The organism is Formosa sp. F44, from assembly GCF_056238645.1.
The window spans coordinates 70,053-95,947 of record NZ_JBWDLJ010000005.1 but is presented as its reverse complement, the minus strand read 5'-3'; the positions used below and the strand labels follow the sequence as shown (position 1 = coordinate 95,947).

Here is a 25,895-nt window from a genome sequence, read left to right as displayed (position 1 = left end):
TAAGAAACCCAACCTGCGTTGGGATAAAAATAGTCCCGATTACTCGAGACCATTTTTATTAGTTAAAATTTACTTCTTGTTTTTTAGCTAACATCATTTCGTCAAACTCTTCTTTAGATCCAACGATAATATGATCGTATTTACGCATACCAGTACCAGCTGGAATTTTGTGTCCTACAATAACATTTTCTTTAAGACCTTCAAGCGTATCAATTTTACCAGCTACAGCTGCTTCGTTAAGAACCTTAGTTGTTTCTTGGAACGATGCTGCAGAGATAAACGATTTAGTCTGAAGTGACGCTCTTGTAATACCTTGTAAGATTGGCGTAGCCGTTGCTGGCTGTGCATCTCTAGCAGTTACAATTTCTTTATCTTCACGACGTAGTGATGAATTCTCGTCTCTTAATTGGAAGGCAGAAATTAACTGTCCTTCTTTAAGGTTTTTAGAATCACCTGCACTTTCAACAATTTTTAATCCGAAGATTTTATCGTTTTCTTCAATAAAGTCAGCTTTATGTGCTAATTGATCTTCTAAGAAGATAGTATCTCCAGAGTCAATAATTCTCACTTTACGCATCATTTGTCTTACAACAACTTCGAAGTGCTTATCGTTAATTTTCACCCCTTGTAAACGGTATACTTCTTGAACTTCGTTCACTAAGTACTGTTGTACAGCTGAAGGGCCTTTAATATTTAATATATCGTTTGGTGTAATAGAACCATCAGAAAGAGGCATACCTGCTTTTACGAAATCATTCTCTTGTACTAAGATCTGATTAGATAATTTAACTAGGTATTTCTTAATATCTCCTAATTTAGATTCTACTATAATTTCACGGTTACCACGCTTAATTTTACCAAAAGTTACAACTCCATCAATAGCACTTACAACTGCTGGGTTAGAAGGGTTACGTGCTTCGAATAATTCGGTAACACGAGGTAAACCTCCTGTAATATCCCCTGCTTTTGCAGATTTCCGAGGAATTTTCACTAAAATTTTACCAACTCCAATCTTATCACCATCGTCAATCATTAAATGCGCTCCAACTGGTAAGTTGTAAGAACGTATTGGATTTCCTTTAGCGTCATCGACGTGAAGTGTTGGAATTAATTTTTTGTTTCTAGACTCAGAAATTACTTTTTCTTGGAATCCTGTTTGCTCATCAATTTCAACTTGGTAAGTAATACCTTGTTCGATGTTTTCGTAACGTACTTTACCAGCAAATTCCGAAATAATTACACCGTTATATGGATCCCACTGACAAACCACATCGCCTTTAGAAAGTTCTGCACCATTATCTATAAAGATAGTAGAACCGTAAGGTATATTGTTTGTACTTAAAGTGATTCCTGTTTTCTTATCGATAAGTTTTAATTCTGAAGTTCTAGATATTACAATATCAATTGCATTTCCTTCTCCATCGACACCTTTAACTGTTTTAAGGTCTTCGATTTCTGCAACTCCAGCGAATTTAACAATAAGTTTATTGTCTTCTGAAATGTTACCTGCAATACCTCCAACGTGGAAAGTACGTAGTGTTAACTGTGTTCCTGGTTCTCCAATAGATTGTGCCGCAACAACACCAACAGCTTCACCTAACTGAACCATTTTATTGGTTGCAAGGTTACGACCGTAACATTTAGCACAGATACCTTTCTTAGCCTCACAAGTTAATGCAGAACGTACTTCTACACTATCTAATGGTGACTGATTAATTTTATCTGCTACAGCATCATCGATTAATTCGCCTTCAGAAACTAATAATTCTTCAGTTAATGGGTTGTAAACATCGTGTAAAGAAACACGTCCAATTACGCGTTCTCCAAGAGATTCTACAACTTCATCATTTTTCTTTAATGCAGATACATCTACACCTCTTAATGTACCACAGTCTTCACTGTTTACAATAACATCTTGAGATACATCTACCAAACGACGAGTTAAGTAACCAGCATCGGCAGTTTTAAGAGCGGTATCGGCAAGACCTTTACGCGCACCGTGAGTAGAGATAAAGTATTCTAAAATTGAAAGACCTTCCTTAAAGTTAGAAAGAATCGGGTTTTCAATAATTTCCCCTCCACCTGCATTCGATTTTTTAGGTTTCGCCATTAATCCACGCATACCTGTAAGCTGACGAATCTGTTCTTTAGATCCACGGGCTCCAGAATCAAGCATCATAAACACCGAGTTAAATCCTTGTTGGTCTTCACGAATACGTTTCATAGACAATTCTGTCAATTCAGCATTTGTAGACGTCCAAATATCAATAACTTGGTTATAACGTTCGTTGTTGGTAATAAGTCCCATGTTATAGTTACCCATAATACCATCGACAAGCGTATTGGCTTTATCAATCATACCTTGCTTCTCTGGTGGGATAATAATATCACCTAAACTAAATGATAGTCCACCTTGGAATGCAAACATGTAACCTAAAGTTTTAATCGCATCAAGAAAATCAGCTGTTTCTGGAACAGAAGTTAACCTTAAGATATTACCAATAATATCTCTTAACGATTTTTTAGTTAAAACTTGGTTTATATATCCTGCTGCGTGAGGTACTTTATCGTTAAATAAAACACGACCTACAGTAGTTTCAATAATTTGTAATACAATTTCTCCTGCTTCGTTAAAATCGTATGTTCTTACTTTTATACCCGCATTTAAGTCTACACGTTTCTCGTTAAAAGCAATAACTACTTCTTCTGGAGAATAGAATGTTAAACCTTCACCTTTTATTGGCACTTCTGGAGTAGAGGTACGTAATTTGGTCATATAGTACAGACCAAGTACCATATCCTGAGAAGGTACAGTTACTGGCGAACCATTGGCAGGATTCAAAATACTGTGAGACGCTAATAATAACATTTGCGCTTCAAGAATAGCTTCTGGTCCTAATGGTAAATGCACAGCCATCTGGTCACCATCGAAATCGGCGTTAAAGGCAGTACACACTAATGGGTGTAATTGAATTGCCTTTCCTTCGATTAATTTTGGTTGGAAAGCTTGTATACCTAAACGGTGTAATGTAGGAGCACGGTTTAGTAATACTGGATGTCCTTTAAGAACATTTTCCAAGATATCCCAAACTACAGGCTCTTTTTTATCTATAATTTTCTTTGCAGATTTTACAGTTTTTACAATACCTCTTTCAATTAATTTTCTAATTACAAAAGGTTTGTAAAGCTCGGCTGCCATGGTTTTAGGTAAACCACATTCGAATAATCTTAATTCCGGTCCAACAACAATTACAGAACGTGCAGAATAATCGACACGTTTCCCTAATAAGTTCTGACGGAAACGACCTTGCTTACCTTTTAATGAATCTGATAACGATTTTAAAGGCCTGTTAGAATCTGTTTTTACCGCTGATGCTTTACGTGTATTATCGAATAACGAATCTACAGATTCCTGTAACATACGTTTTTCGTTACGTAAAATAACCTCTGGTGCTTTTATCTCAACAAGACGCTTTAAACGGTTGTTACGGATAATTACACGACGGTATAAATCATTTAAATCTGAAGTCGCAAAACGACCACCATCTAAAGGCACTAACGGACGTAATTCTGGTGGAATTACAGGGATCACTTTCATGATCATCCATTCTGGACGATTCTCTCTGTTTAAGTTAGATTCACGTAAGGCTTCAACAACTTGTAAACGTTTTAACGCTTCCGTTTTACGTTGCTTAGATGTTTCTGTATTGGCTTTATGACGTAATTGATAAGATAATTCATCTAAATCTATACGTGCTAAAAGATCGATTAAACACTCAGCACCCATTTTCGCTAGGAATTTATTTGGGTCTGTGTCGTCTAAATATTGATTATCTTGAGGAAGAGATTCTAATACATTTAAATATTCTTCTTCAGTTAAGAAATCCATTTTTTGTAATGGTTCTCCTTCTTCATTTTTAGCATTACCAGGCTGAATTACTACATAACGTTCGTAGTAAATAATCATATCTAATTTCTTAGATGGTAATCCTAATAAATATCCTATTTTATTTGGTAAAGAACGGAAGTACCAGATGTGAGCTACAGGAACAACAAGATTAATGTGTCCTACTCTATCACGACGTACTTTCTTTTCTGTTACTTCTACACCACAACGGTCACATACTATACCTTTATAACGTATTCTTTTATATTTACCACAAGCACATTCGTAGTCTTTTACAGGACCAAAGATACGCTCACAGAATAAACCATCTCTTTCAGGTTTATGAGTTCGATAATTGATAGTTTCTGGCTTAAGCACTTCCCCTTTAGACTCTGCTAAAATAGACTCTGGTGATGCCAAACCAATTGAGATTTTATTAAACCTCTTTATTGTATTATTATCTTGTTTTCTTGCCATAATATATGGTGATATCGAATTATTTGTAAACTTAGTCCATCAGGTTTAAAATAAACCTGATGGACAATATATTATTCCTCTAATCTAATGTCTAGTCCTAAACCTTTCAATTCGTGCATAAGTACGTTGAATGATTCTGGTAATCCAGGTTCTGGCATTTGCTCTCCTTTTACGATTGCCTCGTAAGTTTTAGCTCTACCAATTACATCATCAGATTTAACTGTCAATATTTCTCTTAGAATAGCTGAAGCACCGTATGCTTCTAATGCCCATACTTCCATCTCTCCAAAACGCTGACCTCCAAATTGTGCTTTACCACCTAATGGTTGTTGTGTAATTAAAGAGTATGGTCCGATAGAACGTGCGTGCATCTTATCGTCAATCATATGACCTAACTTAATCATATAAATAACTCCAACGGTTGCTTTTTGATCAAAACGTTGACCCGTTCCACCATCATATAAATATGTATGTCCAAACTCAGGAACTCCGGCTTTATTTGTTAATTCAGTAATTTGTTCAATAGTTGCTCCATCAAAAATTGGTGTTGCATACTTCTGACCTAATTTCTGACCTGCCCAACCAAGAACAGTTTCATAAATTTGTCCGATGTTCATACGAGATGGTACCCCAAGTGGATTCAATACGATATCTACAGGTGTTCCGTCTTCTAAGAAAGGCATATCTTCCTGACGAACGATACGAGCAACAATACCTTTGTTACCGTGACGCCCTGCCATTTTATCCCCTACTTTTAGTTTACGTTTTTTAGCGATGTAAACTTTAGCCAATTTAATAATACCTGCTGGTAACTCGTCCCCTACAGAAATAGTAAACTTCTCACGTCTTAAAGACCCTTGTAAGTCGTTTTCTTTAATCTTGTAGTTGTGAATTAAATCTGCAACTAATTTATTAATATGGTCGTCTGTTGTCCACACACCAGATGTTAAGTGCGTATAATCTTCAACAGAGTTTAACATTTTAAGTGTGTATTTTTTACCTTTTGGTAAAACTTCTTCACCTAAATCGTTAAAGATACCTTGAGCTGTTTTACCACCTACTAAAGCAAATAATTTATCGATTAATACCGTTTTAAGTTCTTCGAACTTTGTGTAATAAACCGCTTCTAATTGCGAAATATCTTCTTTATCTTTAGCTCTCTTACGCTTATCTTTAACCGCACGAGCAAATAATTTTTTACCAATTACTACACCATTTAATGATGGGGAAGCTTTTAATGATGCATCTTTAACATCACCTGCTTTATCACCAAAAATAGCACGTAATAATTTCTCTTCAGGAGTTGGATCAGATTCACCTTTTGGAGTAATCTTACCAATAAGAATATCTCCAGGCTTCACTTCTGCTCCAATACGGATCATTCCGTTTTCATCAAGATCTTTAGTTGCCTCTTCAGAAACGTTAGGGATATCGTTAGTTAACTCTTCGTTACCTAATTTTGTATCACGAACATCTAAAGAATACTCATCGATATGAATCGATGTAAAGATATCTTCACGAACCACTTTTTCAGAAATCACAATTGCATCCTCAAAGTTATACCCTTTCCAAGGCATAAAGGCTACTTTCATGTTTCTACCTAAAGCTAATTCCCCTTTTTCGGTTGCATAACCTTGACATAACACCTGACCTTGTTCTACTCTATCACCTTTGCTTACAATCGGCTTTAAGTTGATAGATGTCCCTTGGTTGGTTTTTCTAAACTTAACTAAAGGATATGTTTTAGTTTCAGCATCAAAGCTTACCGCTGCTTCATCTTCAGTACGATCGTAACGAATAGTAATTTCGTTAGCATCTACATACTCTACAGTACCTTCACGCTCTGCGTTTATTAATACACGAGAATCTTTAGCAACCTGACGTTCTAAACCTGTTCCTACAATTGGAGAATCTACTCTTAATAAAGGTACAGCCTGACGCATCATGTTAGATCCCATCAATGCACGGTTGGCATCATCATGTTCTAAGAACGGAATTAACGAAGCCGAGATAGACGAAATTTGGTTTGGTGCAACATCTGTATAATGAAGTGCTGTTGGTTCAATAACAGGGAAATCACCTTCCATTCGGGCAATTACCTTATCATGAATAATTTTAGCATTTTCATCAATTTTTACAGTTGCCTGTGCAATTAATTTTTCTTCTTCCTCTTCAGCACTTAAATATACTGGAGGATTTACGATATCTACTACACCATCTGTTACAGGTCTATAAGGTGTCTCGATGAATCCCATTGAATTCACTTTTGCATAAACAGAAAGTGAAGAAATTAATCCAATGTTTGGACCTTCAGGCGTTTCAATCGGACAAAGACGACCGTAATGTGTATAGTGAACGTCACGTACCTCGAATCCTGCTCTTTCTCTAGATAAACCACCTGGTCCTAATGCTGAAAGACGACGCTTGTGCGTAATCTCTGCAAGAGGATTCGTTTGATCCATAAATTGAGATAGCTGGTTCGTACCAAAGAAAGAATTAATAACAGAAGATAAGGTCTTTGCATTAATTAAATCTATAGGTGTAAATACTTCGTTATCACGTACATTCATACGCTCACGAATCGTACGTGCCATACGTGCTAAACCAACACCAAATTGCGAAGATAACTGTTCACCTACTGTACGTACACGACGGTTAGATAAGTGGTCAATATCATCAATCTCTGCTTTAGAATTGATAAGCTCGATTAAATATTTTATAATAGTTATGATATCTTCTTTGGTAAGCACTTGCTTATCCATACCGATATCCAACTGTAATTTTTTGTTCATTCTATAACGTCCAACTTCTCCTAAAGAGTAACGTTGGTCCGAAAAGAATAATTTGTCAATAATACCTCTTGCTGTCTCCTCATCTGGCGGCTCAGCATTACGTAATTGACGGTAAATATGTTCAACAGCTTCTTTTTCAGAGTTTGTTGGATCTTTTTGAAGCGTGTTATGGATAATTGCGTAATCTCCTTGTTGAGCGCTTTCTTTATGTAAAAGGACAGTCTTTACATTCGCTTCAAGAATTTCTTCAATATTATCTTTATCTAAAACTGTATCACGATCTAATACAATTTCATTACGTTCAATAGAAACTACTTCACCAGTATCTTCATCCACGAAATCTTCGTGCCACGTATTAAGTACACGAGCTGCTAACTTACGACCTTGGTATTTTTTTAAACCAGATTTAGATACTTTAACCTCTTCCGCAAGATCGAAGATTTCAAGAATATCTTTATCACGTTCAAAACCAATAGCCCTAAATAATGTCGTTACAGGTAACTTTTTCTTACGATCGATATACGCATACATTACACTGTTAATGTCTGTAGCGAATTCAATCCAAGAACCTTTAAAAGGAATAACTCTAGCTGAATATAACTTAGTTCCATTCGCGTGGAATGATTGACCAAAGAATACCCCTGGAGAACGGTGTAATTGAGAAACCACAACACGCTCTGCACCGTTAATACAGAAAGTACCACTTGGAGTCATATAAGGTATAGTACCTAAATACACATCTTGAACAATAGTCTCGAAATCCTCATGTTCAGGGTCTGTACAATAAAGTTTTAACCTGGCTTTAAGTGGAACACTGTAAGTTAATCCTCTTTCTATACATTCTTCTAAAGAATATCTAGGTGGATCAACAAAGTAATCTAAAAATTCTAAAACAAATTGATTACGAGTGTCTGTTATTGGGAAATTCTCCATGAAGGTGTTATATAAACCTTCATTACCTCTTTCTTCAGATTTGGTCTCTAGTTGGAAAAAATCCTGAAAGGATTTAATCTGAATATCCAAGAAATCTGGATAATCTGTTCTATTAATAATAGACGAGAAATTTAATCTTTCAGCTTGTGTTTCTAACATCAATGGACGAAATTTTGATTAAAAATAATATTGGTGGCGTATCTAAATGATATATACGCAAAAATGGTTTAGGTCTTAGAGTACTACTCCAGACCTAAACCTTTATGTTGTTTGATAAGTAAGCTTACTTAAGCTCAACCTCAGCTCCAGCTTCTTCTAATGACGCTTTTAAAGCTTCTGCTTCGTCTTTAGATACAGCTTCTTTGATTGCACTTGGTGCATCATCAACTAAACCTTTAGCTTCTTTTAAACCTAATCCAGTTAATTCTTTAACTAATTTTACAACTGCTAATTTAGAACCACCAGCGGCTTTTAAGATAACATCAAATTCAGTTTGCTCTTCAGCAGCTTCACCTGCAGCAGGTCCAGCAACAGCTACAGCAGCAGCAGCAGCAGGCTCAATACCGTACTCATCTTTTAATATAGTTGCTAATTCATTAACTTCTTTTACTGTTAAGTTAACTAATTGTTCTGCGAAATCTTTTAAATCTGCCATTTTCTATCGTTTTAATAAATTTTAATATAATATGTGTGTGTAATAATGCGTACTATTTAATACTATCCTTCTTTTTCGGATAATGTTTTTAAGATACCTGCAAGTTTTCCTCCACTTGATTTAAGTGCAGAAACAACATTCTTAGCTGGAGATTGTAATAATCCAATGATATCTCCAAGTAACTCTTCACGAGACTTGATATCTACTAAGGCATCTAATTGGTCGTCTCCAATATAAACAGCTTCTTCAATAAAAGCACCTTTTAATAAAGGCTTATCAGATTTTTTTCTGAAATCTTTTATTACTTTAGCTGGAGCGTTTCCAGTTTCTGAATACATTACAGACGTGTTACCTTTTAAAACAGATGGTAAATCTCCAAATTCTCTATCTGAAGCTTCCATTGCTTTTTCAAGTAATGTATTTTTTACTATTGCTAATTTAATATTAGCTTTAAAACAAGCGCGACGTAAGTCTGAAGTTTTAGCTGCGTTTAATCCAGAAATATCTGCTATGTAGATATTTGCATTATCGGCTAATTGTCCAGTTAATTCTTCGATTACTTGTGATTTTTCTTCTCTTGTCATAATAAAAGTTTTTAACTAATTAACCAATTTTAGAGTCAACAGCAATACTAGGACTCATAGTACTAGACATAAAGATACTCTTTACATAAGTTCCTTTAGCCGCAGTTGGCTTTAATTTCATTAATGTTGATAATAATTCGTTTACGTTTCCTGCGATTTGCTCAGGGCTAAAAGATACTTTACCTACAGCGGCATGAACGATACCAGTTTTATCAACTTTAAAGTCAATTTTACCAGCTTTAACTTCTGTTACTGCTTTTGCAACATCCATAGTTACTGTACCAGTCTTTGGGTTAGGCATTAATCCTCTAGGTCCTAAAATACGTCCTAATGGTCCTAATTTACCCATTACACTTGGCATAGTAATAATTACATCTACGTCTGTCCAACCACTCTTAATTTTATCAAGAAATTCGTCTAAACCTACGTAATCTGCACCAGCTTCTTTAGCTTCCGCTTCTTTGTCTGGAGTTACTAATGCTAAAACTTTTACGTCTTTACCTGTACCATGTGGAAGAGATACTACACCTCTAACCATTTGGTTTGCTTTTCTAGGATCTACTCCTAAACGAACAGCGATATCTACAGACGCATCAAATTTTGCATTTGTTATATCTTTTACTAATGCTGAAGCTTCACTTACAGAGTAAAATTTACCCTTTTCGATTTTTGCTACAGCTTCTTTTTGCTTTTTTGCTAATCTTGCCATTTTAAGTTTCTTTTTCTAGATTAATTTGGCGCGTTTCCGGTTACGGTAATTCCCATAGACCTTGCGGTACCTGCGATCATTTTCATAGCTGATGCGATTTCAAATGCATTTAAATCTTGCATTTTATCTTCAGCAATCGTTCTAATCTGATCCCATGAAACTTTAGCTACTTTTTTTCGGTTTGGTTCACCTGAACCCTTCTTCAACTTGGTTGCTTCTAATAACTGAACTGCCGCTGGTGGTGTTTTGATGACGAAATCGAATGATTTGTCTTTGTAAACAGAGATCACAACTGGTAATACTTTACCAGCTTTGTCTTGCGTTCTAGCATTGAATTGCTTACAGAACTCCATGATGTTAACACCTGCAGCTCCTAAAGCGGGTCCAACCGGTGGCGACGGATTCGCTGCACCTCCCCGAACTTGTAACTTAACTACTTTACCTAATTCTTTTGCCATTTTTAATAATTTAATTTTGATGCGCTTCTACAATTGGAAGCTGTATAACACACCGGTATCTTTGTAACAATTATTATACTTTATCAACTTGCATATAGCTTAACTCTAATGGTGTCTTTCTTCCAAAAATCTTAACCATTACTTCTAGCTTACGCTTTTCTTCATTTATCTTTTCAATAGTACCATCAAATCCATTGAATGGTCCATCGATAACTTTTACAGTATCTCCAATATTGTAAGGGATAGCAACTGTAGTTTCAGTATCTACTGTTAATTCATCTACTTTACCTAACATTCTGTTTACTTCAGACTGTCTTAACGGCACTGGATCTCCTCCTTTTGTTTCACCTAAAAAACCTATTACGTTAGTAACCGATCTTATAATGTGAGGTACTTCTCCTGTTAAATTGGCTTGAACCATAATGTAACCTGGAAAATAAACTTTTTCTTTGTTTATTTTCTTTCCATTACGGATTTGAATTACTTTTTCTGTAGGAACCAGTACTTGATCTACATAATCTTGCATTCCTAAACGAGCAATTTCATTCTCGATATAGGCTTTAATCTTATTTTCTTGACCACTTACAGCTCTAACAACATACCATTTTTTCGCACTTCCTTCAGACATAAAAAGTTATTTTATTTTTTCTAGTTGATTAAATGAAAGTAATATGATATGACTTTGCTGAATACTGTATCAACTCCCCATACTGCTAAAGAGAACAATGTAGAGAATACAGCTACCAAAATAGTTAAGCTTTGTGCTTCTGCCATTGTAGGCCAAGTTACATTATGCTTTAACTCTCCGAATGATTCTTTTACGTAATTTACAAATCCAGCCATTATTTTTCAAAACTTTATTAGCACGGGCGGAGAGACTCGAACTCACGACACCTGGTTTTGGAGACCAGTGCTCTACCAACTGAGCTACGCCCGTATAAAAGTCAAGGTATTTCAAATAAGAAACACCTCAACCTTTTATTACATTAAACTTAAACTTAGTCTAAAATTTCAGTTACTTGTCCTGCACCTACAGTTCTACCTCCTTCACGGATAGCGAAACGTAAACCAACATTCATTGCGATTGGTTGGTGTAAGTCTACAGTAATTGTTAAGTTATCTCCTGGCATTACCATTTCAACTCCTTCAGGTAAGTTAATAGTACCTGTTACGTCAGTTGTACGTACGTAGAACTGTGGACGGTAGTTGTTGTGGAATGGAGTGTGACGTCCACCTTCTTCTTTTTTCAAAACATAAACTTCTGCTTTGAATTTAGCGTGTGGAGTTACAGATCCTGGCTTAGTAATAACCATTCCTCTTTTAATATCTTCTTTAGCAATACCTCTTAATAAGATACCTGCGTTATCTCCAGCTTCACCTCTATCTAAGATTTGACGGAACATTTCGATACCTGTAATAGTAGAAGTTAACTTTTCAGCACCCATACCAATAATTTCAACAGGATCTCCAGTTTTTGCTACTCCAGTTTCGATACGTCCAGTTGCTACTGTACCACGACCTGTAATAGAAAATACGTCTTCGATAGGCATTAAGAAATCTTTATCTACTTCTCTTAAAGGCTCTTTAATCCAAGTATCACAAGCTTCCATTAATTCTAAAATCTTCTCAGACCATTTAGCATCACCGTTTAATCCACCTAAAGCAGATCCAGCAATTACAGGTCCGTTATCACCATCATAGTCATAGAAAGATAGTAAATCTCTAACTTCCATTTCAACTAATTCTAATAATTCTTCATCATCAACTAAATCTACCTTATTCATGAAAACAACGATAGATGGAATACCTACTTGTTTACCTAATAAGATGTGCTCTCTAGTTTGAGGCATTGGTCCGTCAGTTGCAGCAACTACTAAAATTGCACCATCCATTTGAGCAGCACCAGTTACCATGTTTTTTACGTAATCCGCGTGACCTGGACAGTCAACGTGAGCGTAGTGACGGTTAGCTGTTTGATACTCTACGTGAGATGTATTAATAGTAATACCTCTTTCTTTTTCTTCTGGAGCGTTGTCAATCTGATCGAAGTTCTTTACTTCTGAAAGTCCTGCAGCAGCTAGTACAGTAGTAATAGCAGCAGTTAATGTTGTTTTACCGTGATCTACGTGTCCAATTGTACCTATATTTAAGTGTGGTTTGGAACGATCAAAAGTTGCCTTTGCCATGTTTTAAAAATTTAATCTTAGTTATATAATAATATTAGTGTATTCTACTTTATGCTTTTATAGAGCCAATGACGGGAATTGAACCCGTGACCTCTTCCTTACCAAGGAAACGCTCTACCCCTGAGCTACACCGGCTTAAAATTGAGCGAGAGACCGGGTTCGAACCGGCGACATTCAGCTTGGAAGGCTGACGCTCTACCAACTGAGCTACTCTCGCATTATTTTAATTCCTGTATTTATAATTACCACCACCTTTACAATGTTTCCATTATAAAAATAATGTGGGGAGAGCAGGATTCGAACCTGCGAAGACGTAGTCAGCAGATTTACAGTCTGCCCTCGTTGGCCGCTTGAGTATCTCCCCAATTATAAATTATTCACTCTTTAAAAGAACTTGAGCCGATGGAGGGACTCGAACCCACGACCTGCTGATTACAAATCAGCTGCTCTAGCCAGCTGAGCTACATCGGCTTTTTAAACTTTTTCTTTTCACAAAAAAAGTCCGCTATTTCTAACGGACTGCAAATGTATATATTTATTCTTTTATTCAAAACATTTTTACAATTAATTTTATCATAAATATGATTTTAATTTTTCTTTACGCTTTTTTAGCTGTCTTTCTATGGACGCTGTGGCACTATCTGCCCCCTCTTCGAACGATTTACATTGCTTTTTAACAACAATGCTATCACCGGGTACATTTACCCGCGCTTCGAATATCTTATTTTCCTTTTCGCTAGTGTTCTCCACTTTTAAGTAAACATCGGAACTTATTACTTTATCATAAAATTGATCTAACTTATCCATACGTTTCTGAACAAAGTCTATCAATGTTTGGTCTGCATTGAAATTAACGGATTGAATGTTTACTTTCATACTTAATCTATATTAATAATTAAACAATAGGTAGTTTCGTACTATTTCTTATTCCTGGGATGCGTATTTAAATACACTTTTTTTAATTCTGCTATACTATTATGCGTGTAAACCTGAGTCGAAGCCAAACTGGAGTGCCCGAGGAGTTCTTTTACAGCATTCAAATCTGCACCTTGATTGAGTAAATGTGTTGCAAAAGAATGCCTTAAAATATGTGGGCTCTTTTTTACTTTTGAAGATGCTAAACTAAAATAGTTATTTATTATTCTGTAAACAAGTGTTTCGTAAATTTTAACGCCTTTTTGGGTTAAAAACATATAGGTAGTATCTGTTATATGACTTAGAGATTGTCGCTCCTTTAAATACAGTGTAACCACCTCTATTACAGAAGGTAACAAAGGCACCAAACGTTCCTTATTTCGTTTGCCTAAAACTTTTAAGGTTTTATTAGACAGGTTAAAATCGGTTAATTGCAATTGTACCAGCTCAATACGGCGGATCCCTGTAGAATAAAATAATTCTATGATTAATCGATTCCTTAAACCTTCAAAATCGTGTTCGTGAGGAAAATTGTCCAGCACAGTTTTCATCTCTTTTTCAGAAAACGGTATCTGTATTTTCTTTTTAACCTTTAATGCTTTGTGCTTTGCTAAAGGATTTGAATCGAGATCGCCAACCTTCATTAAAAACTTATAATAAGAGTTTAAGGCTGAAATTTTCCGGTTTATACTTCGATTAGACATCCCGCTTTCTACCATAACAACAATCCATCTTCGTAATTGAGAATAATTTACATGCACAAGCGTGTCTTGCTCATATTCGGTGTTTATAAAATTAAGACAATCGTTTAGGTCCTTTTTATACGCATTAACCGTTAAAGGGGAATAGTTTTTCTCTAGTAGCAAGTAATCTAAAAAGGAAGAAAATATCATAAGATAGCATCTGGGTTACTGCTAATATAGGAAGTTTAACACAGGAAGTTGTTAAATATAGCGCAAAAAAAATCCTGCATTTGCAGGATTTTAATGTATAACTCTTAAGCTTAAATTTGTTCTAGATCTCTTAAACCTTGAACATACTGTGCTTTTTGAATTTGTCTTCTATTTTCGACAGAAGGTTTTAAAAACTGTTTACGTGCTTGTAATTGACGTCTAGTACCAGTCTTATCAAACTTACGCTTGTAACGCTTTAGCGCTCTATCTATATTTTCTCCTTCTTTAATTGGTATTCTTAACATAGTCCTTAACCTCCTCTCTTTTAGCATTCGGGGTGCAAATTTAGAAATTAAATTAAATTATCCAATTAAAAATAAAAAATATTTTAAAAGCACGTTTTAGTCCTTAAAAAGAGATGATCTTTTAGTTAAGTCGAGTATTAATTTTTCGTCTTCTTCGCTCTCTAGTAGTGTATTGTAATTATCCCAAAAACGCTTATTATACGGCTTAATCGAGAATATATTAGAATTCCACTCCCGATCTAAAGCAGATTGAATTTCTTCTGGGTCTAATATAATTTCTGTAAACAAAATTTCTTGCATGGTTTTATAATACCGTTCATCTTTGGCGCGTTGTTCTGCATACTTGTCGTCCGATTTTGGTGTTTTAGATCCTACATTTACTAATTTAGGAGTTTCGTAAGACACGTAATTGGTATACATCTTACCGTCGTATTCTATATAATTAATCACTAATTTATGATTAACCTGAGTATCGAACAATATTCTACTTCTGGTTTTCTGAGCTTCAGAATCGGCAATTAAAGTATATTCTATTTTCTTTACCGCATAGGTATCCCAATACACATAAAGCCAACCTTCGGCAATATAGCCTGCATTAAAAATGCCTTTAGTTTCTAGGTTGATATTGCTTTCTCCTTTAGATATCTTAATCTTATATATCTTGCGCTCATTATCGACTAAAACAGTATCCAATTCAAATTGATGATAATCGAGGACCTTTTCTCCAAACAAGGCGCGGTCTCCTCTTGTATTTCTAAGCAGATTTAATTTTCCACCAAAAAAGTTTTGGAGTCCGTTTGTACGTATATCATTCCACTTAATCGCTTTTACCAACGAAGCCGTTGCAATAGTATCTCGTCTTAAATTCTTAGCTTGAAAATTTGTCTTACCGTGTTGCTTTAAATAGGCCGTGTAAGCAAGTAAACTATCTACATCGCGCAAATCGTAACTCTTACGCATCTCGTCTACATTAATTTTTAAATTTTCTGAAGCTGAAGATTGCGCACTAGAATCGTATAGCGTAATGGCACTTTCTATTAACCATTTAAACTCCTTTTTATTACGCTCTTTATGCCTTAAAAATCCTTTCTCTAAATACGGGAAGTCAGGAAGGTTGTCTGGTAAACGACTTATCATTTTAAGTACGATATCGTTCCCTGTTTTTGGTCGTGTATCTGCAACTAGTAATACTTCGTCTAAAGAGGCAATATCTTCTTCTAAAAAAACCTCTTCAGAATTATCGAAATCTTTTACAAGTACTTTAAAACTTTTATAACCAATAGATGAAATAACAAGCGTATCGTTCTCCATGGAACTAGGCACCAATAGCACAAATTTTCCATCGGCATTACTTATTGTACCTGTGGTTGTATTTTTAATGTAAATACTCGCACTTTCTATAGGAATCATTGTAGAGAAATCTACAATCTTATTTTTAAGTTCTGTCTGTGCATAGGTGGAGAAAAAAAACAGACAAACTAAAATGGTTAAACTATATGTTTTGTTGATGAAATTCATATTCAATACTTTATAATTTAACCATTATTATGTTATTTTATTGTTTAAAGTACATTCTGAAATACAAATAGAATACACCTTATTTTATACCATAAGCTAATTATGTCACCGGCTTATAATCTTTTTTATCTAAAACCATCTTCGCAATAATTTCCTTCAGAATTTCTGAAGTTCCTCCGCCTATAGGTCCTAAACGGCTATCACGTAATAATCGGGCTAATGGATAATCTTCCATATAACCATATCCGCCTAAAAACTGAAGACATTGATAAATCACCTCATCAGCCATTTTAGTCGATTTCAATTTAGAAATAGTTGCTTCTTTCACCACATACTCACCTTTATTTAATCTATACGTTACAGCATAATTAAAGGTTTTACAAAGGATCATATCCGAGTATAAATCGGCAAACGTATGGCGTAAAGCTTGGAATTTATCTATCGTTTTTCCAAATGCCGTACGTTCACTCATATATTGTTGCGCGTATTCCAAAGCATATTCTGCTCGAGCATGCGCATTTACGCCCATAATTAAACGCTCTAAAGCAAAATGTTGCATAATATAAGGAAATCCTTTGCCTTCTTCTCCCATTAATTGAGAGGCTGGAATTACCACATTATCGAAAGCAATTTCAGCTGTATCTGATGCTCTCCATCCTAATTTATTTAATTTGGTTGCAGAAATACCTGGCGTATTTCTATCGACTACAAATATACTAATCGCTTTATGTGACTCTTCTTGGCTGGTCTTTGCAGACACCACTAAATAATCGCTATAAACCCCATTAGTAATAAAGGTTTTCGATCCGTTTAAAACATAAGTATCTCCATTCTTAATTGCTGTAGTGCGCATTGCAGCCACATCACTTCCTGCAGACGGTTCACTAATACACAGACAGCCAATCTTGTCTCCAGATATACTTGGTACTAAATACTTTTGTTTTATAGCCTCGTCTCCTTCTTTGTTAAGATGCGTCATAGCTAAATACGCATGAGCCCACATTGCAGCAGCAAACCCACAAGAATTTATTTTTTGTAACTCTTCTAAAAATATAACCGTATAAAAAAGGTCTAAATCTAAACCACCATAAGCCTCTGGGTAATTAATTCCGAAGAATCCCATATCTCCAAATTTCTTCCAAATGAAGCGCTCTATAGTTCCCGTTTCTTCCCATTTATCAATATGAGGAACGACTTCTTTTTTTAAGAAATCTTGCAAGCTTTTTCTAAACAACTCATGTTCTTCCGTGAAGTACATTGTATTCATATAATATATGTTTTAATCCCAGATTACAGGATTAATTGATTGCCAAATATAGTTTAATTATATCTAATTTCTGAAGCGGGAAACCCTTTACTTTCAACAATTCATCTAAATCCTTAAAGCTTTCATGCAGTGTCCTGTACTCTAAAATTTCTTTAGCTAACGGATAATCAATATGTTGTATTTGAACCAAATCGTTTGTAGATGCTGTATTCAAATTTACCTTTTCGACCACTCTTGGTGTTTTAACTGCAAACTTCTGCTTTAAATTTTCAATTACCTCTGGAGATAGTCCGTACACATCTTGAAGTTGAAGGTCGGAAATAAAACCACCTTCAAAAGAATTTCGAAGTGCTATTATTCGCTGAGATAGTTTTTCGCCTATACCATACACTGCTTGTAACTGTAATGCAGTGGCAGTATTTAAATCTGCCTTTTCACTAAAAGTTAATGCTCGATTGTGTTTAGGTTTATAGACTTTAGACTTAGATGTGTTTTCGTTTACCCAATCAGGGAATTTAAAATATGGAGAGATCACTCCTAATAGCGAATCTGATACTCCCGTAACGTTCTGAAAGTCTGCAACAGAATTAATCCATTTATCCTGACTCCTATACTTATGAAGCTTATCAATTTCTTCATTGGTCATTCCAAGTGTATAGCCCTTAAAATCGGTAATATAATTTGGATTAAACGGGTACAATTTGGGCTTAGACTTTTCAATCTCTATAGCTTTAAGAGCATCTATTTCGTTTTGAATAGTGATTAAATCTTGTTCAGGAATTTCTGGAATAGGTTCTGTTTTATCCCAGAAAAAGTATACACCCTGAAGTACAACTATGATTAATAACAATAAAAAAATCCCATATCGCTGTTGTTTACTAAACGTGATATGGGATTTGAATATGTTCATTATAGTATATTACATATGATCCGAAAAATCGGTAGCACCATCTTCTATGGCATCTTCTTTTTTAGCAATTGCTTTCAGATATTTATTTAATTCGACTTTAACAACAGGTGTAAGTAATAGCACTCCAATAATGTTAGGTACTACCATAGCGAAAATCATGGCGTCTGAGAAATTAATTACCGCACCTAAACTAATTGAAGCTCCTACAACTACGAAAAATAAGAATAATACTTTATATGTTAAATCTGCAAGTTTACTTTTTCCGAAAAGATAAACCCAACCTTGCATTCCGTAATACGACCAAGAGATCATAGTTGAAAAGGCGAATAAGATTACAGCGATAGTTAATACAATAGAGAAATGTGGAATCACACTATCGAAAGCCGTTGCTGTTAATTCTACACCTTCAGTAATTTCAGTTCCGTACTCCATAAACTGACCATCGAAATTTGTAATAATGATAACCAAAGCAGTCATCGTACAAATTACAACTGTATCTACAAACGGCTCTAATAAAGCTACAATTCCTTCACTTGCAGGATATTTTGTACGTACTGCCGAGTGTGCAATTGCTGCAGACCCAACACCAGCTTCGTTAGAGAATGCTCCACGACGAATACCCTGAATCATAACTCCTACTAAACCACCGGCAATTCCTAAACCAGAAAATGCACCTTCGTAAATAAGCATAAAAGCGTCTCCAATGTATTGGTAATTCGCTCCTAAAATAATTAATGAGGCTAACACATAAATACCAGCCATAAATGGAACCACTTTTTCCGTAACAGAAGCAATTCTTTTTATACCTCCTATAATTACAACAGCAACTAACGCTGCCATTACTAAGCCGAAGTAAAGACCTCCGTTAGAATTTTCGATCCCAGCTAATTTTACAAATTGAGCTGCCGCTTGGTTAGCTTGGAACATGTTTCCTCCACCAAACGAACCTCCAATAACAAATATGGCAAAAAGCACTGCAAGTACTTTTCCTAAAACGCCGTATCCTTTTCCTTTATCTCCAAGACCCTTTTTTAGATAATACATCGGACCACCATACACGGTTCCATCTTCACCAACATCACGATATTTAACACCTAATGTACATTCTGCAAATTTAGACGCCATACCTAATAAACCAGCAACAATCATCCAAAATGTAGCACCTGGTCCACCAATAGACAATGCCACAGCTACACCTGCAATATTTCCTAATCCTACGGTTGCAGATAAGGCTGCTGTTAATGCCTGAAAGTGAGACACCTCTCCTTCTGCACTATCGTCTCTTAACGTTTCAATTATATTTTCACCTTCATTCGGAGTAGAATCACCATAAAGTGTATCTGCACCGTGCTTTTCAATGTCGTGGTATTTATCTTGAACCACATCTAAAGCCGTCTTAAACCCAGTGAAATTTATAAACTTAAAGTATACGGTAAAATAAATTGCACCTCCTACCAACACTATTAATACCCAAGGTAATTGAAATGTGTCTGTAAATGGAATTTCATAAAAAATGGCATCAACAAACCAGCCTGTATAATCTTTAAAAATTACATCAATTTTTTCTGATGTTGTTTGCTGTGCAAATGTTAAAATAGGTAAGATAATTGTAAAAATGGAAAGAAGATACTTCTTCATAATTGTTTTAAATGTTAGTTAATATTGGGGTGGGGAACCCATTAAAGTCCCACAAGTTGCTAAAAAAATTCTATTATTTAAAGAGAAACTTGTTAAAATGATATTAGTGTTAAATTACAAATCAAATACCGATGTTCGCTTGGTATAGAGCATATCCTTAATACGCATCCAAAAAGCAAGAAATAAATATAATGCAAAACCAAATCCAACGGTTACAAACGTGAGATAAATAAATGATGTTCTTACAACTTTTGCCCGTAAACCAATCCGGTCTGCGATTCGTTGGCAAACATAAAAACCACGTTTTTGAAAGTAAAGTAAAATCTTATAAAAAAATTTCATGCTGCAATATAACTAAAATCGGTTTAAAATGGTATTCCCTACAGCACATTGCAAGCATTTTTTATAATTACAGTATTCATTTTTTAACTGAATTAGCCCCTGAGTTTGTAGAGCAGATTTTGAGATAGGTCTTAAACTTTCGAACTTTTTAACAATAGAATTTTGTTCTGGATTTAACTCGTTTATCAACTGCATTAAATCTTCATTATAATTTTTACCTGAAATTTTAGAATAGCTAAATTTAACCGGAATAATTGTGTTAATAATTAAGAGATCGATAAAATTACGGGGTGTTGTCTTGTGTAACTTTTTGGTCGATTTTTTAAATGTGTAGTGTGTTTCCCAGTATTTTGATGTGGTTACTGTAAATAAATCGTAATAGTCTTGAGCCGTTCTTGCTTCAATAATTTTAGAAAATAAATTTTGATTTTTAACATATACCTGAGCTAATTGCGACAATCTAATGGTGGGGAAATTTGGAGGTCGTAACCTAAAAAATTGTAATGGTGCAACATGATGCTGACTTAAACCAAATTTTTGCTTTAAAAACCGATAGTCTTTCTGCATCGCTATATAATATTCGTCTTCTTCATCCGGTTCCAACAAACCGCTTTGTCCAAACAATACAGATTCGAGGTACTCCTCCTTTGTTTGAATTTTTCGAATAATTGAAAAATCTATTGAAGACGCCAAGCTAAAAAACGCATCGCCATTTACCTTTAAACCAAAATTCTTTGCTAATAATTTAAAAAGTACAGCTTCCCAGTCTTGTTTAGACGCTTGCAGTAGTAATTCTATGTCATTAGATTTTCGTTCTAAACGTTCAAAAAACAAACGCTCCAACCAATTCTGAAGTATAAAATCATCGACTAAAGAAAAATCATCTTCGCAATTAATCCAACGTTGTGTTTTAGAAAATAATTGACGGTATCCCTTTAGTGCCGATTTAGAAACAATATCTTTTAATTCTAATGTAGGAATCTCAGAATTATCCTTTCTAAAAATATCAACATCGTGTTCCCAAACCACATGAAGAATCACATTATCGTAAGCGGGATCTATTTCGTGATGGTGTACATACCAGTCTGAAGCCTTAATATGTATTTCTACATTTCCAGCCCATAGCTGATGATCTATATTAAGTTGTGCATTAAAAAAATCTGGTCCAGAATTAAAATTATGACGTCCTACTTGAATTAATTGAATAGCTTCTCCCTTAACAGTTTGCAAAGCGCTGTCATCGAATTTCTTATACTTCCATAAATAATGTAGAAAATCTTCTTGCATATACAGATGTAAAATTTCAATTTAAACCTCCAAATTCTCTTCAAGAATCTGATAAAGACGAACTAACTTCTTAAATTTACGTAAAATTTAGACAATGAACGAACTCTCCTTAAATACGCCTGCTCTATTATTCTCTGCAATTTCATTAATTATGTTGGCCTATACCAACAGATTTTTGGCTTACGCTGCCGTTGTAAGAGATTTACATGCCAAATATTTACAAAATCCGGACGACCGTTATATTAAACAAATTAAGAATATAAAAAAACGACTTTACCTAACACGCGCCATGCAAATTGCTGGAATTTCTAGTTTACTACTGTGTGTATTGACCATGTTTTTAATTTACATTAAGCAACAATTTATAGCCATTTGGGTATTTGGAATTGCTTTAATTCTATTAATTGTGTCCTTAGGATTACTAATAATGGAAATACAAATTTCTGTAAAAGCACTAGAACACCATATTAGTGATATTGAGAATAGTTAATTCCATAAAACACCAATTCTATTAAAACCGATACTTTACATTTAGAAGTACATACAAAGGTAAGGTGTTAATACGCGTTTCATTTCTTTGAAATTCTAAAACATAAACATTCTGAAACGCCTTAAGATTTAATAGATTATTAGCAGACAAACGATATGACCACCGACTATTTTTTGGCGTATAATTCACATTGAAATTAGAGAACCAATAGGTGTTATGGTTAATTGAATAATAGGTATTCTCGAATTTACATAACCATACATCTGAAAATCTTAAAGTAGCATCTACATTGCTTTCGTAATAATGATTTGTTGTTATTTGTGAATCGAATTCACCTTTAGCATAATTATATTGGAATCCGAATTTAAAATTGATTGGTAATTTAAAATAGGTTGTCCCTTGTAACCTATAGTTCGCAGAATAATTAATAGTTGGGCTTGGTATAGTATTAATAATAATTGGATTATTTGTCCAATTGTGATTTGTACTTATTTTTAAAGTACTAGAAAGCGGCAAAAGATATTTTGTTATGCTTAAATTATAATTTGTAAATCGTCCACCATCTATAACTGTATAGGTACTAAAATTACTTTGTTCTGTAACCTGACTGTTTAAACCATATCCCCTATCAGAAAAACTATGCATAACCATTGAATTAATTAAAAACTGTTTTTTATAATTATTAAACGTATAATAAAACCCAAAACTATGGTTGTTTATTTGCTGAATTTCAGCTGTACCTTTAGTAAATGTTCTGTAGTTTTTTAATATATAATCTTCGGTTAAATATCTGGAATTTGGCAAATCACTTTTATAATTATAACTCACTCCAAAATTCCCGATTTTTGTTTTTTTAGTGTGTAACCTAATTCTAGGGTTCACAAAAAAGAATTGTTGTTTAGCAGTATTCAGCTCTAAATAATTTTGAGAAAACCGTAATGAGCTACTCAACTTTAACAGCCTAGAAATGGTGTAATTATATTTTAAAGTGGCTTCAAATTTTGTATTTCTATAGCTTGTATTATTACTTAAACTATCTATTATAGGCGCATTATCAAACCTAAATGCGCTTTCAACATCGTCTTTATCTACAGTTGCAGAAAACTCAACGCCATATTCAGACATATTATCCTTTGCAGTTAATTCAGAAATTAAACCATAGTACGTTAAAGGTGTTTCGCTTTTTTGATTGATTTGAGTATTATCATCATTATTAAAAACATCACTCAAAACATTTGGAAAAACACTTAAGGATTGATTTGTTTTATTGATGCCTAAATACGCATAGGTTAACCATAATATTTGGTCAGATAATTTTTTAGTGACATTTAAATGATTGAACAGATTATACTTTTCATCATCCTGAACTTGAGAAATCTGTTCTGTATTAAACAATACATGATTTCTAGTTTGTGTTGGGTTATTTTCAAAAGCGAAATCGTACGTATAATAAGTTTCATTTTTAGAGAAATGCTTCAATTCTAATTCTGTCGCAAAAGATATATCTTTAATCTTAATATTATTTTGTTCTGAAAATGTAATAGATTCTGGTGAAATGAAATATTCGGTAAGATTTAAATTTTGTTTCTCTATTTCATCAAAAGTAAAATATGTATGACTCCTTAATTTTGTATGATCCGATAAACTGGTGACAAAACTAAGTGAATTTAAAAACGAGGTATTAAATACATCTTCATTATTAGAGAAGTTCGTATCGGACACATTATCTACGTTAACAATTTCATTATTACGCTTTTCTATTTTTTTGTCTTTGTTGGCACTAGATATATTAATAGTTTCGCTAGATTTAACTTGAGAGGTTGCTGTAGTACCAATAGTATTACCATTAGTTAAATTAAGAACTTTAACTTTCTTTTTAAGTAATCCTACATTTGCACTACTATTAAAATGATTTTCTACACCAAGTCCCACATCTACATTTCCAAACCATACGTTTTTCTTCTCCGCTTTTAACTTTAGGTTGAGTGCGACTTTTTCAGAATCTTGAAACTTTTTCAGAACCGGATTATCTTCAAAATTATTAAGAACCTCCACTTCATTAATAACATTGGCATCTAAGTTTTTAGTAAGTAACTTATATTTATCATCAAACAAATCATCACCCTCAATAAGTAATTTATCAATATTTTTACCATTTACTTTTATATTCCCATCTGATGCAATTTCAATTCCGGGAATGTTTTTAAGTAAATCTTCTAGAACTTGTTCCGAACCATCTTGGAACGCTGAAACTTTATAAATAATGGTATCTGTTTTTACGGAAATTTTCTCCCAAGCCTCTAAAACCACTTCGTTAAGGTCTTCTAATTTCTCTATTAAAATAAAATCGACTGTAAATTCGGTATCCTTCCCTAATCCAATTGTTTTTTCTTGTTGCTCGAATCCTAAACCGTTTGCAACTAGTTTTAAAGTATCCGACTCTGAGTTTTTAAACTGAAATTGGATTTGGTATGCTCCTATTTCATTAGAATACCCAAAAGCAACAATTTTTTCATTTTTATATATAATTACTGTTGCATTGGGGATTGCTACATTTGTTTCAGACCGTAAAACACCTTCAACTTTTATGGTTTGTGCTGTTATATGGCTACACCAAATTATAAGAAAACATAATACCAAATATTTACCCATTTAGGATTTGGCTTTAATTTTCATCAAACACTTCTATATAAGAACCTGCCATAGATTTTTTTCCTGTACTTTCTTCTGCATCGAAGTCTTCCATAAACATCCTACCATTTTCAATTGCTCTGTTATGAGCTTCAATTAATCCCTGTTTGTACTCTACAAATGATATCCAATCTTTTTGTTCTGTGGTTGGGTCTAGAGCTAGTATGGCTGTTGTAGTTTCTAATGGATATTTAATGGATTTAAAATAAAAGTAGACTTCTTTATCTGTGTCGTAAGCCTCCAAAATTAAACCTGGCAATCCTTGTAATTTCCATGGTCCGTAAGGCAAAGGTATTTCGGTTGTAAACCATGCCGTATACTTCCGACCTCTAAACATAACTGTAGCTTTTGTGCATGTATACTGACCTATGGATTTAGTGTCTTCAGAAATTTCCCATTTCATTTCTGGAATCGGTTCTTTAACATAGAATAGACCCAAATCTCTAGACATTAGGGTTTGGGTCTTGCGATCTATATAATATTGAAATCCTTCTGGTAGACTAAACTTTCTTTTTACAAAAGTTTTTTTTTCATTCTTACGTATAATTTCTGTTTTATTTATTGATCCTCCTTCTAAAGCGTCTTGTGCGAATATATAAAGCGAACGCTCTGTATTAAATTGTAAGGTCGCATTATAATCTATCCCTATAGGTGCCCCCATCCCCATACTTTGTTTGTGCCCGTAAATTACTAGTCCATTTTGGGATATACTATTTGAACACCATAAGATGGTTAGCACTAAAAACAGATATTTCATTATAATTGGCTTGTAATAAACAGTAATATTTTAATTGTTAAGAATGAAGTATTCACTTACAACTTCTCAAATCTAATTAAATAGTTAATTCTATTTTGTTAAAGAAATGTAAGTTTTTCTTAAACTAAAGATATTTACAATTTTGCATTACGGAAAAACCGTAAAACCTCTACATGCCAATTAAAAATATAAGAAGTTAAAG

Annotated in this window: 21 protein-coding genes and 5 tRNA genes; 1 reads left to right on the top strand and 25 read right to left on the bottom strand. The window is 34.2% G+C overall.

Going from position 1 to position 25,895, the window contains the following annotated elements; genetic code table 11:
• Positions 1 to 58 precede the first annotated feature (58 nt).
• From rpoC to AC0UBM_RS15580, 23 genes are all read right to left on the bottom strand, one after another.
• The gene (rpoC, locus tag AC0UBM_RS15690) at positions 59 to 4,363 is read right to left on the bottom strand and encodes a DNA-directed RNA polymerase subunit beta' (RefSeq protein ID WP_414035371.1); all 4,305 of its coding nucleotides are present in this window, start codon (positions 4,361 to 4,363) and stop codon (positions 59 to 61) included.
• A gap of 71 nt (positions 4,364 to 4,434) precedes the next feature.
• Entirely contained in the window at positions 4,435 to 8,247 is a 3,813-nt protein-coding gene (rpoB, locus tag AC0UBM_RS15685; RefSeq protein WP_475689373.1) for a DNA-directed RNA polymerase subunit beta, read from the bottom strand.
• Between the two features lie 124 nt (positions 8,248 to 8,371).
• Positions 8,372 to 8,743 carry a 50S ribosomal protein L7/L12 gene (gene rplL / locus AC0UBM_RS15680; protein WP_382384495.1) on the bottom strand — a complete coding sequence of 124 codons (372 nt, stop codon included), beginning with the start codon at positions 8,741 to 8,743 and terminating at the stop codon, positions 8,372 to 8,374.
• A gap of 62 nt (positions 8,744 to 8,805) precedes the next feature.
• Positions 8,806 to 9,327: a 50S ribosomal protein L10 gene (rplJ, locus tag AC0UBM_RS15675; RefSeq protein WP_414035370.1), complete on the bottom strand. Its 522-nt coding sequence runs from the start codon at positions 9,325 to 9,327 to the stop codon at positions 8,806 to 8,808.
• A gap of 19 nt (positions 9,328 to 9,346) precedes the next feature.
• Positions 9,347 to 10,036, bottom strand: a complete 690-nt coding sequence (gene rplA / locus AC0UBM_RS15670; RefSeq protein WP_414035369.1) for a 50S ribosomal protein L1 — start codon at positions 10,034 to 10,036, stop codon at positions 9,347 to 9,349.
• A 20-nt stretch (positions 10,037 to 10,056) separates the two neighbouring features.
• The gene (gene rplK / locus AC0UBM_RS15665; protein ID WP_414035368.1) at positions 10,057 to 10,494 is read right to left on the bottom strand and encodes a 50S ribosomal protein L11; all 438 of its coding nucleotides are present in this window, start codon (positions 10,492 to 10,494) and stop codon (positions 10,057 to 10,059) included.
• Positions 10,495 to 10,567: 73 nt separating this feature from the next.
• Entirely contained in the window at positions 10,568 to 11,122 is a 555-nt protein-coding gene (gene nusG, locus AC0UBM_RS15660; protein WP_414035367.1) for a transcription termination/antitermination protein NusG, read from the bottom strand.
• Positions 11,123 to 11,142: 20 nt separating this feature from the next.
• Positions 11,143 to 11,337, bottom strand: coding sequence for a preprotein translocase subunit SecE (gene secE / locus AC0UBM_RS15655; RefSeq protein WP_382384500.1), 195 nt, complete (start codon positions 11,335 to 11,337; stop codon positions 11,143 to 11,145).
• Positions 11,338 to 11,358: 21 nt separating this feature from the next.
• Positions 11,359 to 11,431: transfer RNA gene (locus tag AC0UBM_RS15650), tRNA-Trp, on the bottom strand.
• A gap of 61 nt (positions 11,432 to 11,492) precedes the next feature.
• Complete coding sequence (tuf, locus tag AC0UBM_RS15645; protein WP_414035366.1) at positions 11,493 to 12,680, bottom strand: elongation factor Tu; 1,188 nt, start codon at positions 12,678 to 12,680, stop codon at positions 11,493 to 11,495.
• A 63-nt stretch (positions 12,681 to 12,743) separates the two neighbouring features.
• A tRNA-Thr gene (locus AC0UBM_RS15640) sits at positions 12,744 to 12,815 on the bottom strand.
• 9 nt (positions 12,816 to 12,824) lie between these two features.
• Positions 12,825 to 12,897, bottom strand: a tRNA-Gly gene (locus AC0UBM_RS15635).
• 65 nt (positions 12,898 to 12,962) lie between these two features.
• Positions 12,963 to 13,044 (bottom strand) — tRNA-Tyr (locus AC0UBM_RS15630).
• A 33-nt stretch (positions 13,045 to 13,077) separates the two neighbouring features.
• Positions 13,078 to 13,151: transfer RNA gene (locus AC0UBM_RS15625), tRNA-Thr, on the bottom strand.
• Between the two features lie 102 nt (positions 13,152 to 13,253).
• Positions 13,254 to 13,556: a ribosome hibernation-promoting factor, HPF/YfiA family gene (hpf, locus tag AC0UBM_RS15620; protein WP_382384502.1), complete on the bottom strand. Its 303-nt coding sequence runs from the start codon at positions 13,554 to 13,556 to the stop codon at positions 13,254 to 13,256.
• Positions 13,557 to 13,597: 41 nt separating this feature from the next.
• Entirely contained in the window at positions 13,598 to 14,488 is an 891-nt protein-coding gene (locus tag AC0UBM_RS15615; RefSeq protein WP_475689253.1) for a tyrosine-type recombinase/integrase, read from the bottom strand.
• Between the two features lie 110 nt (positions 14,489 to 14,598).
• Positions 14,599 to 14,793: a 30S ribosomal protein S21 gene (gene rpsU / locus AC0UBM_RS15610; RefSeq protein ID WP_414035364.1), complete on the bottom strand. Its 195-nt coding sequence runs from the start codon at positions 14,791 to 14,793 to the stop codon at positions 14,599 to 14,601.
• 96 nt (positions 14,794 to 14,889) lie between these two features.
• Complete coding sequence (locus AC0UBM_RS15605) at positions 14,890 to 16,311, bottom strand: carboxypeptidase-like regulatory domain-containing protein (protein WP_475689252.1); 1,422 nt, start codon at positions 16,309 to 16,311, stop codon at positions 14,890 to 14,892.
• Positions 16,312 to 16,411: 100 nt separating this feature from the next.
• Positions 16,412 to 17,578: an acyl-CoA dehydrogenase family protein gene (locus AC0UBM_RS15600; RefSeq protein ID WP_414035362.1), complete on the bottom strand. Its 1,167-nt coding sequence runs from the start codon at positions 17,576 to 17,578 to the stop codon at positions 16,412 to 16,414.
• 31 nt (positions 17,579 to 17,609) lie between these two features.
• On the bottom strand, positions 17,610 to 18,488 hold the full coding sequence (locus AC0UBM_RS15595; RefSeq protein WP_475689251.1) for a ComEA family DNA-binding protein: 879 nt from the start codon (positions 18,486 to 18,488) through the stop codon (positions 17,610 to 17,612).
• A gap of 9 nt (positions 18,489 to 18,497) precedes the next feature.
• Positions 18,498 to 20,126, bottom strand: coding sequence for an alanine/glycine:cation symporter family protein (locus AC0UBM_RS15590; protein ID WP_414035360.1), 1,629 nt, complete (start codon positions 20,124 to 20,126; stop codon positions 18,498 to 18,500).
• Positions 20,127 to 20,240: 114 nt separating this feature from the next.
• Entirely contained in the window at positions 20,241 to 20,468 is a 228-nt protein-coding gene (locus AC0UBM_RS15585; protein ID WP_382384509.1) for a PspC domain-containing protein, read from the bottom strand.
• A 12-nt stretch (positions 20,469 to 20,480) separates the two neighbouring features.
• The gene (locus tag AC0UBM_RS15580; protein ID WP_475689250.1) at positions 20,481 to 21,755 is read right to left on the bottom strand and encodes a DUF2851 family protein; all 1,275 of its coding nucleotides are present in this window, start codon (positions 21,753 to 21,755) and stop codon (positions 20,481 to 20,483) included.
• 94 nt (positions 21,756 to 21,849) lie between these two features.
• Here AC0UBM_RS15580 and AC0UBM_RS15575 point away from each other — a divergent pair, with 94 nt between their 5' ends.
• Complete coding sequence (locus AC0UBM_RS15575) at positions 21,850 to 22,245, top strand: DUF2721 domain-containing protein (protein WP_475689249.1); 396 nt, start codon at positions 21,850 to 21,852, stop codon at positions 22,243 to 22,245.
• Between the two features lie 21 nt (positions 22,246 to 22,266).
• Here the strand turns inward: AC0UBM_RS15575 and AC0UBM_RS15570 are convergent, their stop codons facing one another.
• Both AC0UBM_RS15570 and AC0UBM_RS15565 read right to left on the bottom strand, forming a co-directional pair.
• On the bottom strand, positions 22,267 to 24,897 hold the full coding sequence (locus tag AC0UBM_RS15570) for a hypothetical protein (RefSeq protein WP_475689248.1): 2,631 nt from the start codon (positions 24,895 to 24,897) through the stop codon (positions 22,267 to 22,269).
• A 13-nt stretch (positions 24,898 to 24,910) separates the two neighbouring features.
• Positions 24,911 to 25,693 carry a GLPGLI family protein gene (locus tag AC0UBM_RS15565; protein WP_475689247.1) on the bottom strand — a complete coding sequence of 261 codons (783 nt, stop codon included), beginning with the start codon at positions 25,691 to 25,693 and terminating at the stop codon, positions 24,911 to 24,913.
• Between the last annotated feature and the right edge of the window lie 202 nt (positions 25,694 to 25,895).

What these genes read in the sequence shown, in the direction of transcription:
- hpf (WP_382384502.1), bottom strand. Translation starts at nt 13,556, where the DNA reads ATGAAAGTAAACATTCAATCCGTTAATTTCAATGCAGACCAAACATTG.
- AC0UBM_RS15565 (WP_475689247.1), bottom strand. Translation starts at nt 25,693, where the DNA reads ATGAAATATCTGTTTTTAGTGCTAACCATCTTATGGTGTTCAAATAGT.
- AC0UBM_RS15600 (WP_414035362.1), bottom strand. Translation starts at nt 17,578, where the DNA reads ATGAATACAATGTACTTCACGGAAGAACATGAGTTGTTTAGAAAAAGC.
- rpsU (WP_414035364.1), bottom strand. Translation starts at nt 14,793, where the DNA reads ATGTTAAGAATACCAATTAAAGAAGGAGAAAATATAGATAGAGCGCTA.
- AC0UBM_RS15580 (WP_475689250.1), bottom strand. Translation starts at nt 21,755, where the DNA reads ATGCAAGAAGATTTTCTACATTATTTATGGAAGTATAAGAAATTCGAT.
- AC0UBM_RS15595 (WP_475689251.1), bottom strand. Translation starts at nt 18,488, where the DNA reads ATGAACATATTCAAATCCCATATCACGTTTAGTAAACAACAGCGATAT.
- AC0UBM_RS15605 (WP_475689252.1), bottom strand. Translation starts at nt 16,311, where the DNA reads ATGAATTTCATCAACAAAACATATAGTTTAACCATTTTAGTTTGTCTG.
- rplJ (WP_414035370.1), bottom strand. Translation starts at nt 9,327, where the DNA reads ATGACAAGAGAAGAAAAATCACAAGTAATCGAAGAATTAACTGGACAA.
- rplL (WP_382384495.1), bottom strand. Translation starts at nt 8,743, where the DNA reads ATGGCAGATTTAAAAGATTTCGCAGAACAATTAGTTAACTTAACAGTA.
- tuf (WP_414035366.1), bottom strand. Translation starts at nt 12,680, where the DNA reads ATGGCAAAGGCAACTTTTGATCGTTCCAAACCACACTTAAATATAGGT.
- rplA (WP_414035369.1), bottom strand. Translation starts at nt 10,036, where the DNA reads ATGGCAAGATTAGCAAAAAAGCAAAAAGAAGCTGTAGCAAAAATCGAA.
- AC0UBM_RS15575 (WP_475689249.1), top strand. Translation starts at nt 21,850, where the DNA reads ATGAACGAACTCTCCTTAAATACGCCTGCTCTATTATTCTCTGCAATT.
- AC0UBM_RS15590 (WP_414035360.1), bottom strand. Translation starts at nt 20,126, where the DNA reads ATGAAGAAGTATCTTCTTTCCATTTTTACAATTATCTTACCTATTTTA.
- rplK (WP_414035368.1), bottom strand. Translation starts at nt 10,494, where the DNA reads ATGGCAAAAGAATTAGGTAAAGTAGTTAAGTTACAAGTTCGGGGAGGT.
- rpoB (WP_475689373.1), bottom strand. Translation starts at nt 8,247, where the DNA reads ATGTTAGAAACACAAGCTGAAAGATTAAATTTCTCGTCTATTATTAAT.
- secE (WP_382384500.1), bottom strand. Translation starts at nt 11,337, where the DNA reads ATGGCTGGATTTGTAAATTACGTAAAAGAATCATTCGGAGAGTTAAAG.
- rpoC (WP_414035371.1), bottom strand. Translation starts at nt 4,363, where the DNA reads ATGGCAAGAAAACAAGATAATAATACAATAAAGAGGTTTAATAAAATC.
- AC0UBM_RS15615 (WP_475689253.1), bottom strand. Translation starts at nt 14,488, where the DNA reads ATGATATTTTCTTCCTTTTTAGATTACTTGCTACTAGAGAAAAACTAT.
- nusG (WP_414035367.1), bottom strand. Translation starts at nt 11,122, where the DNA reads ATGTCTGAAGGAAGTGCGAAAAAATGGTATGTTGTTAGAGCTGTAAGT.
- AC0UBM_RS15570 (WP_475689248.1), bottom strand. Translation starts at nt 24,897, where the DNA reads ATGGGTAAATATTTGGTATTATGTTTTCTTATAATTTGGTGTAGCCAT.
- AC0UBM_RS15585 (WP_382384509.1), bottom strand. Translation starts at nt 20,468, where the DNA reads ATGAAATTTTTTTATAAGATTTTACTTTACTTTCAAAAACGTGGTTTT.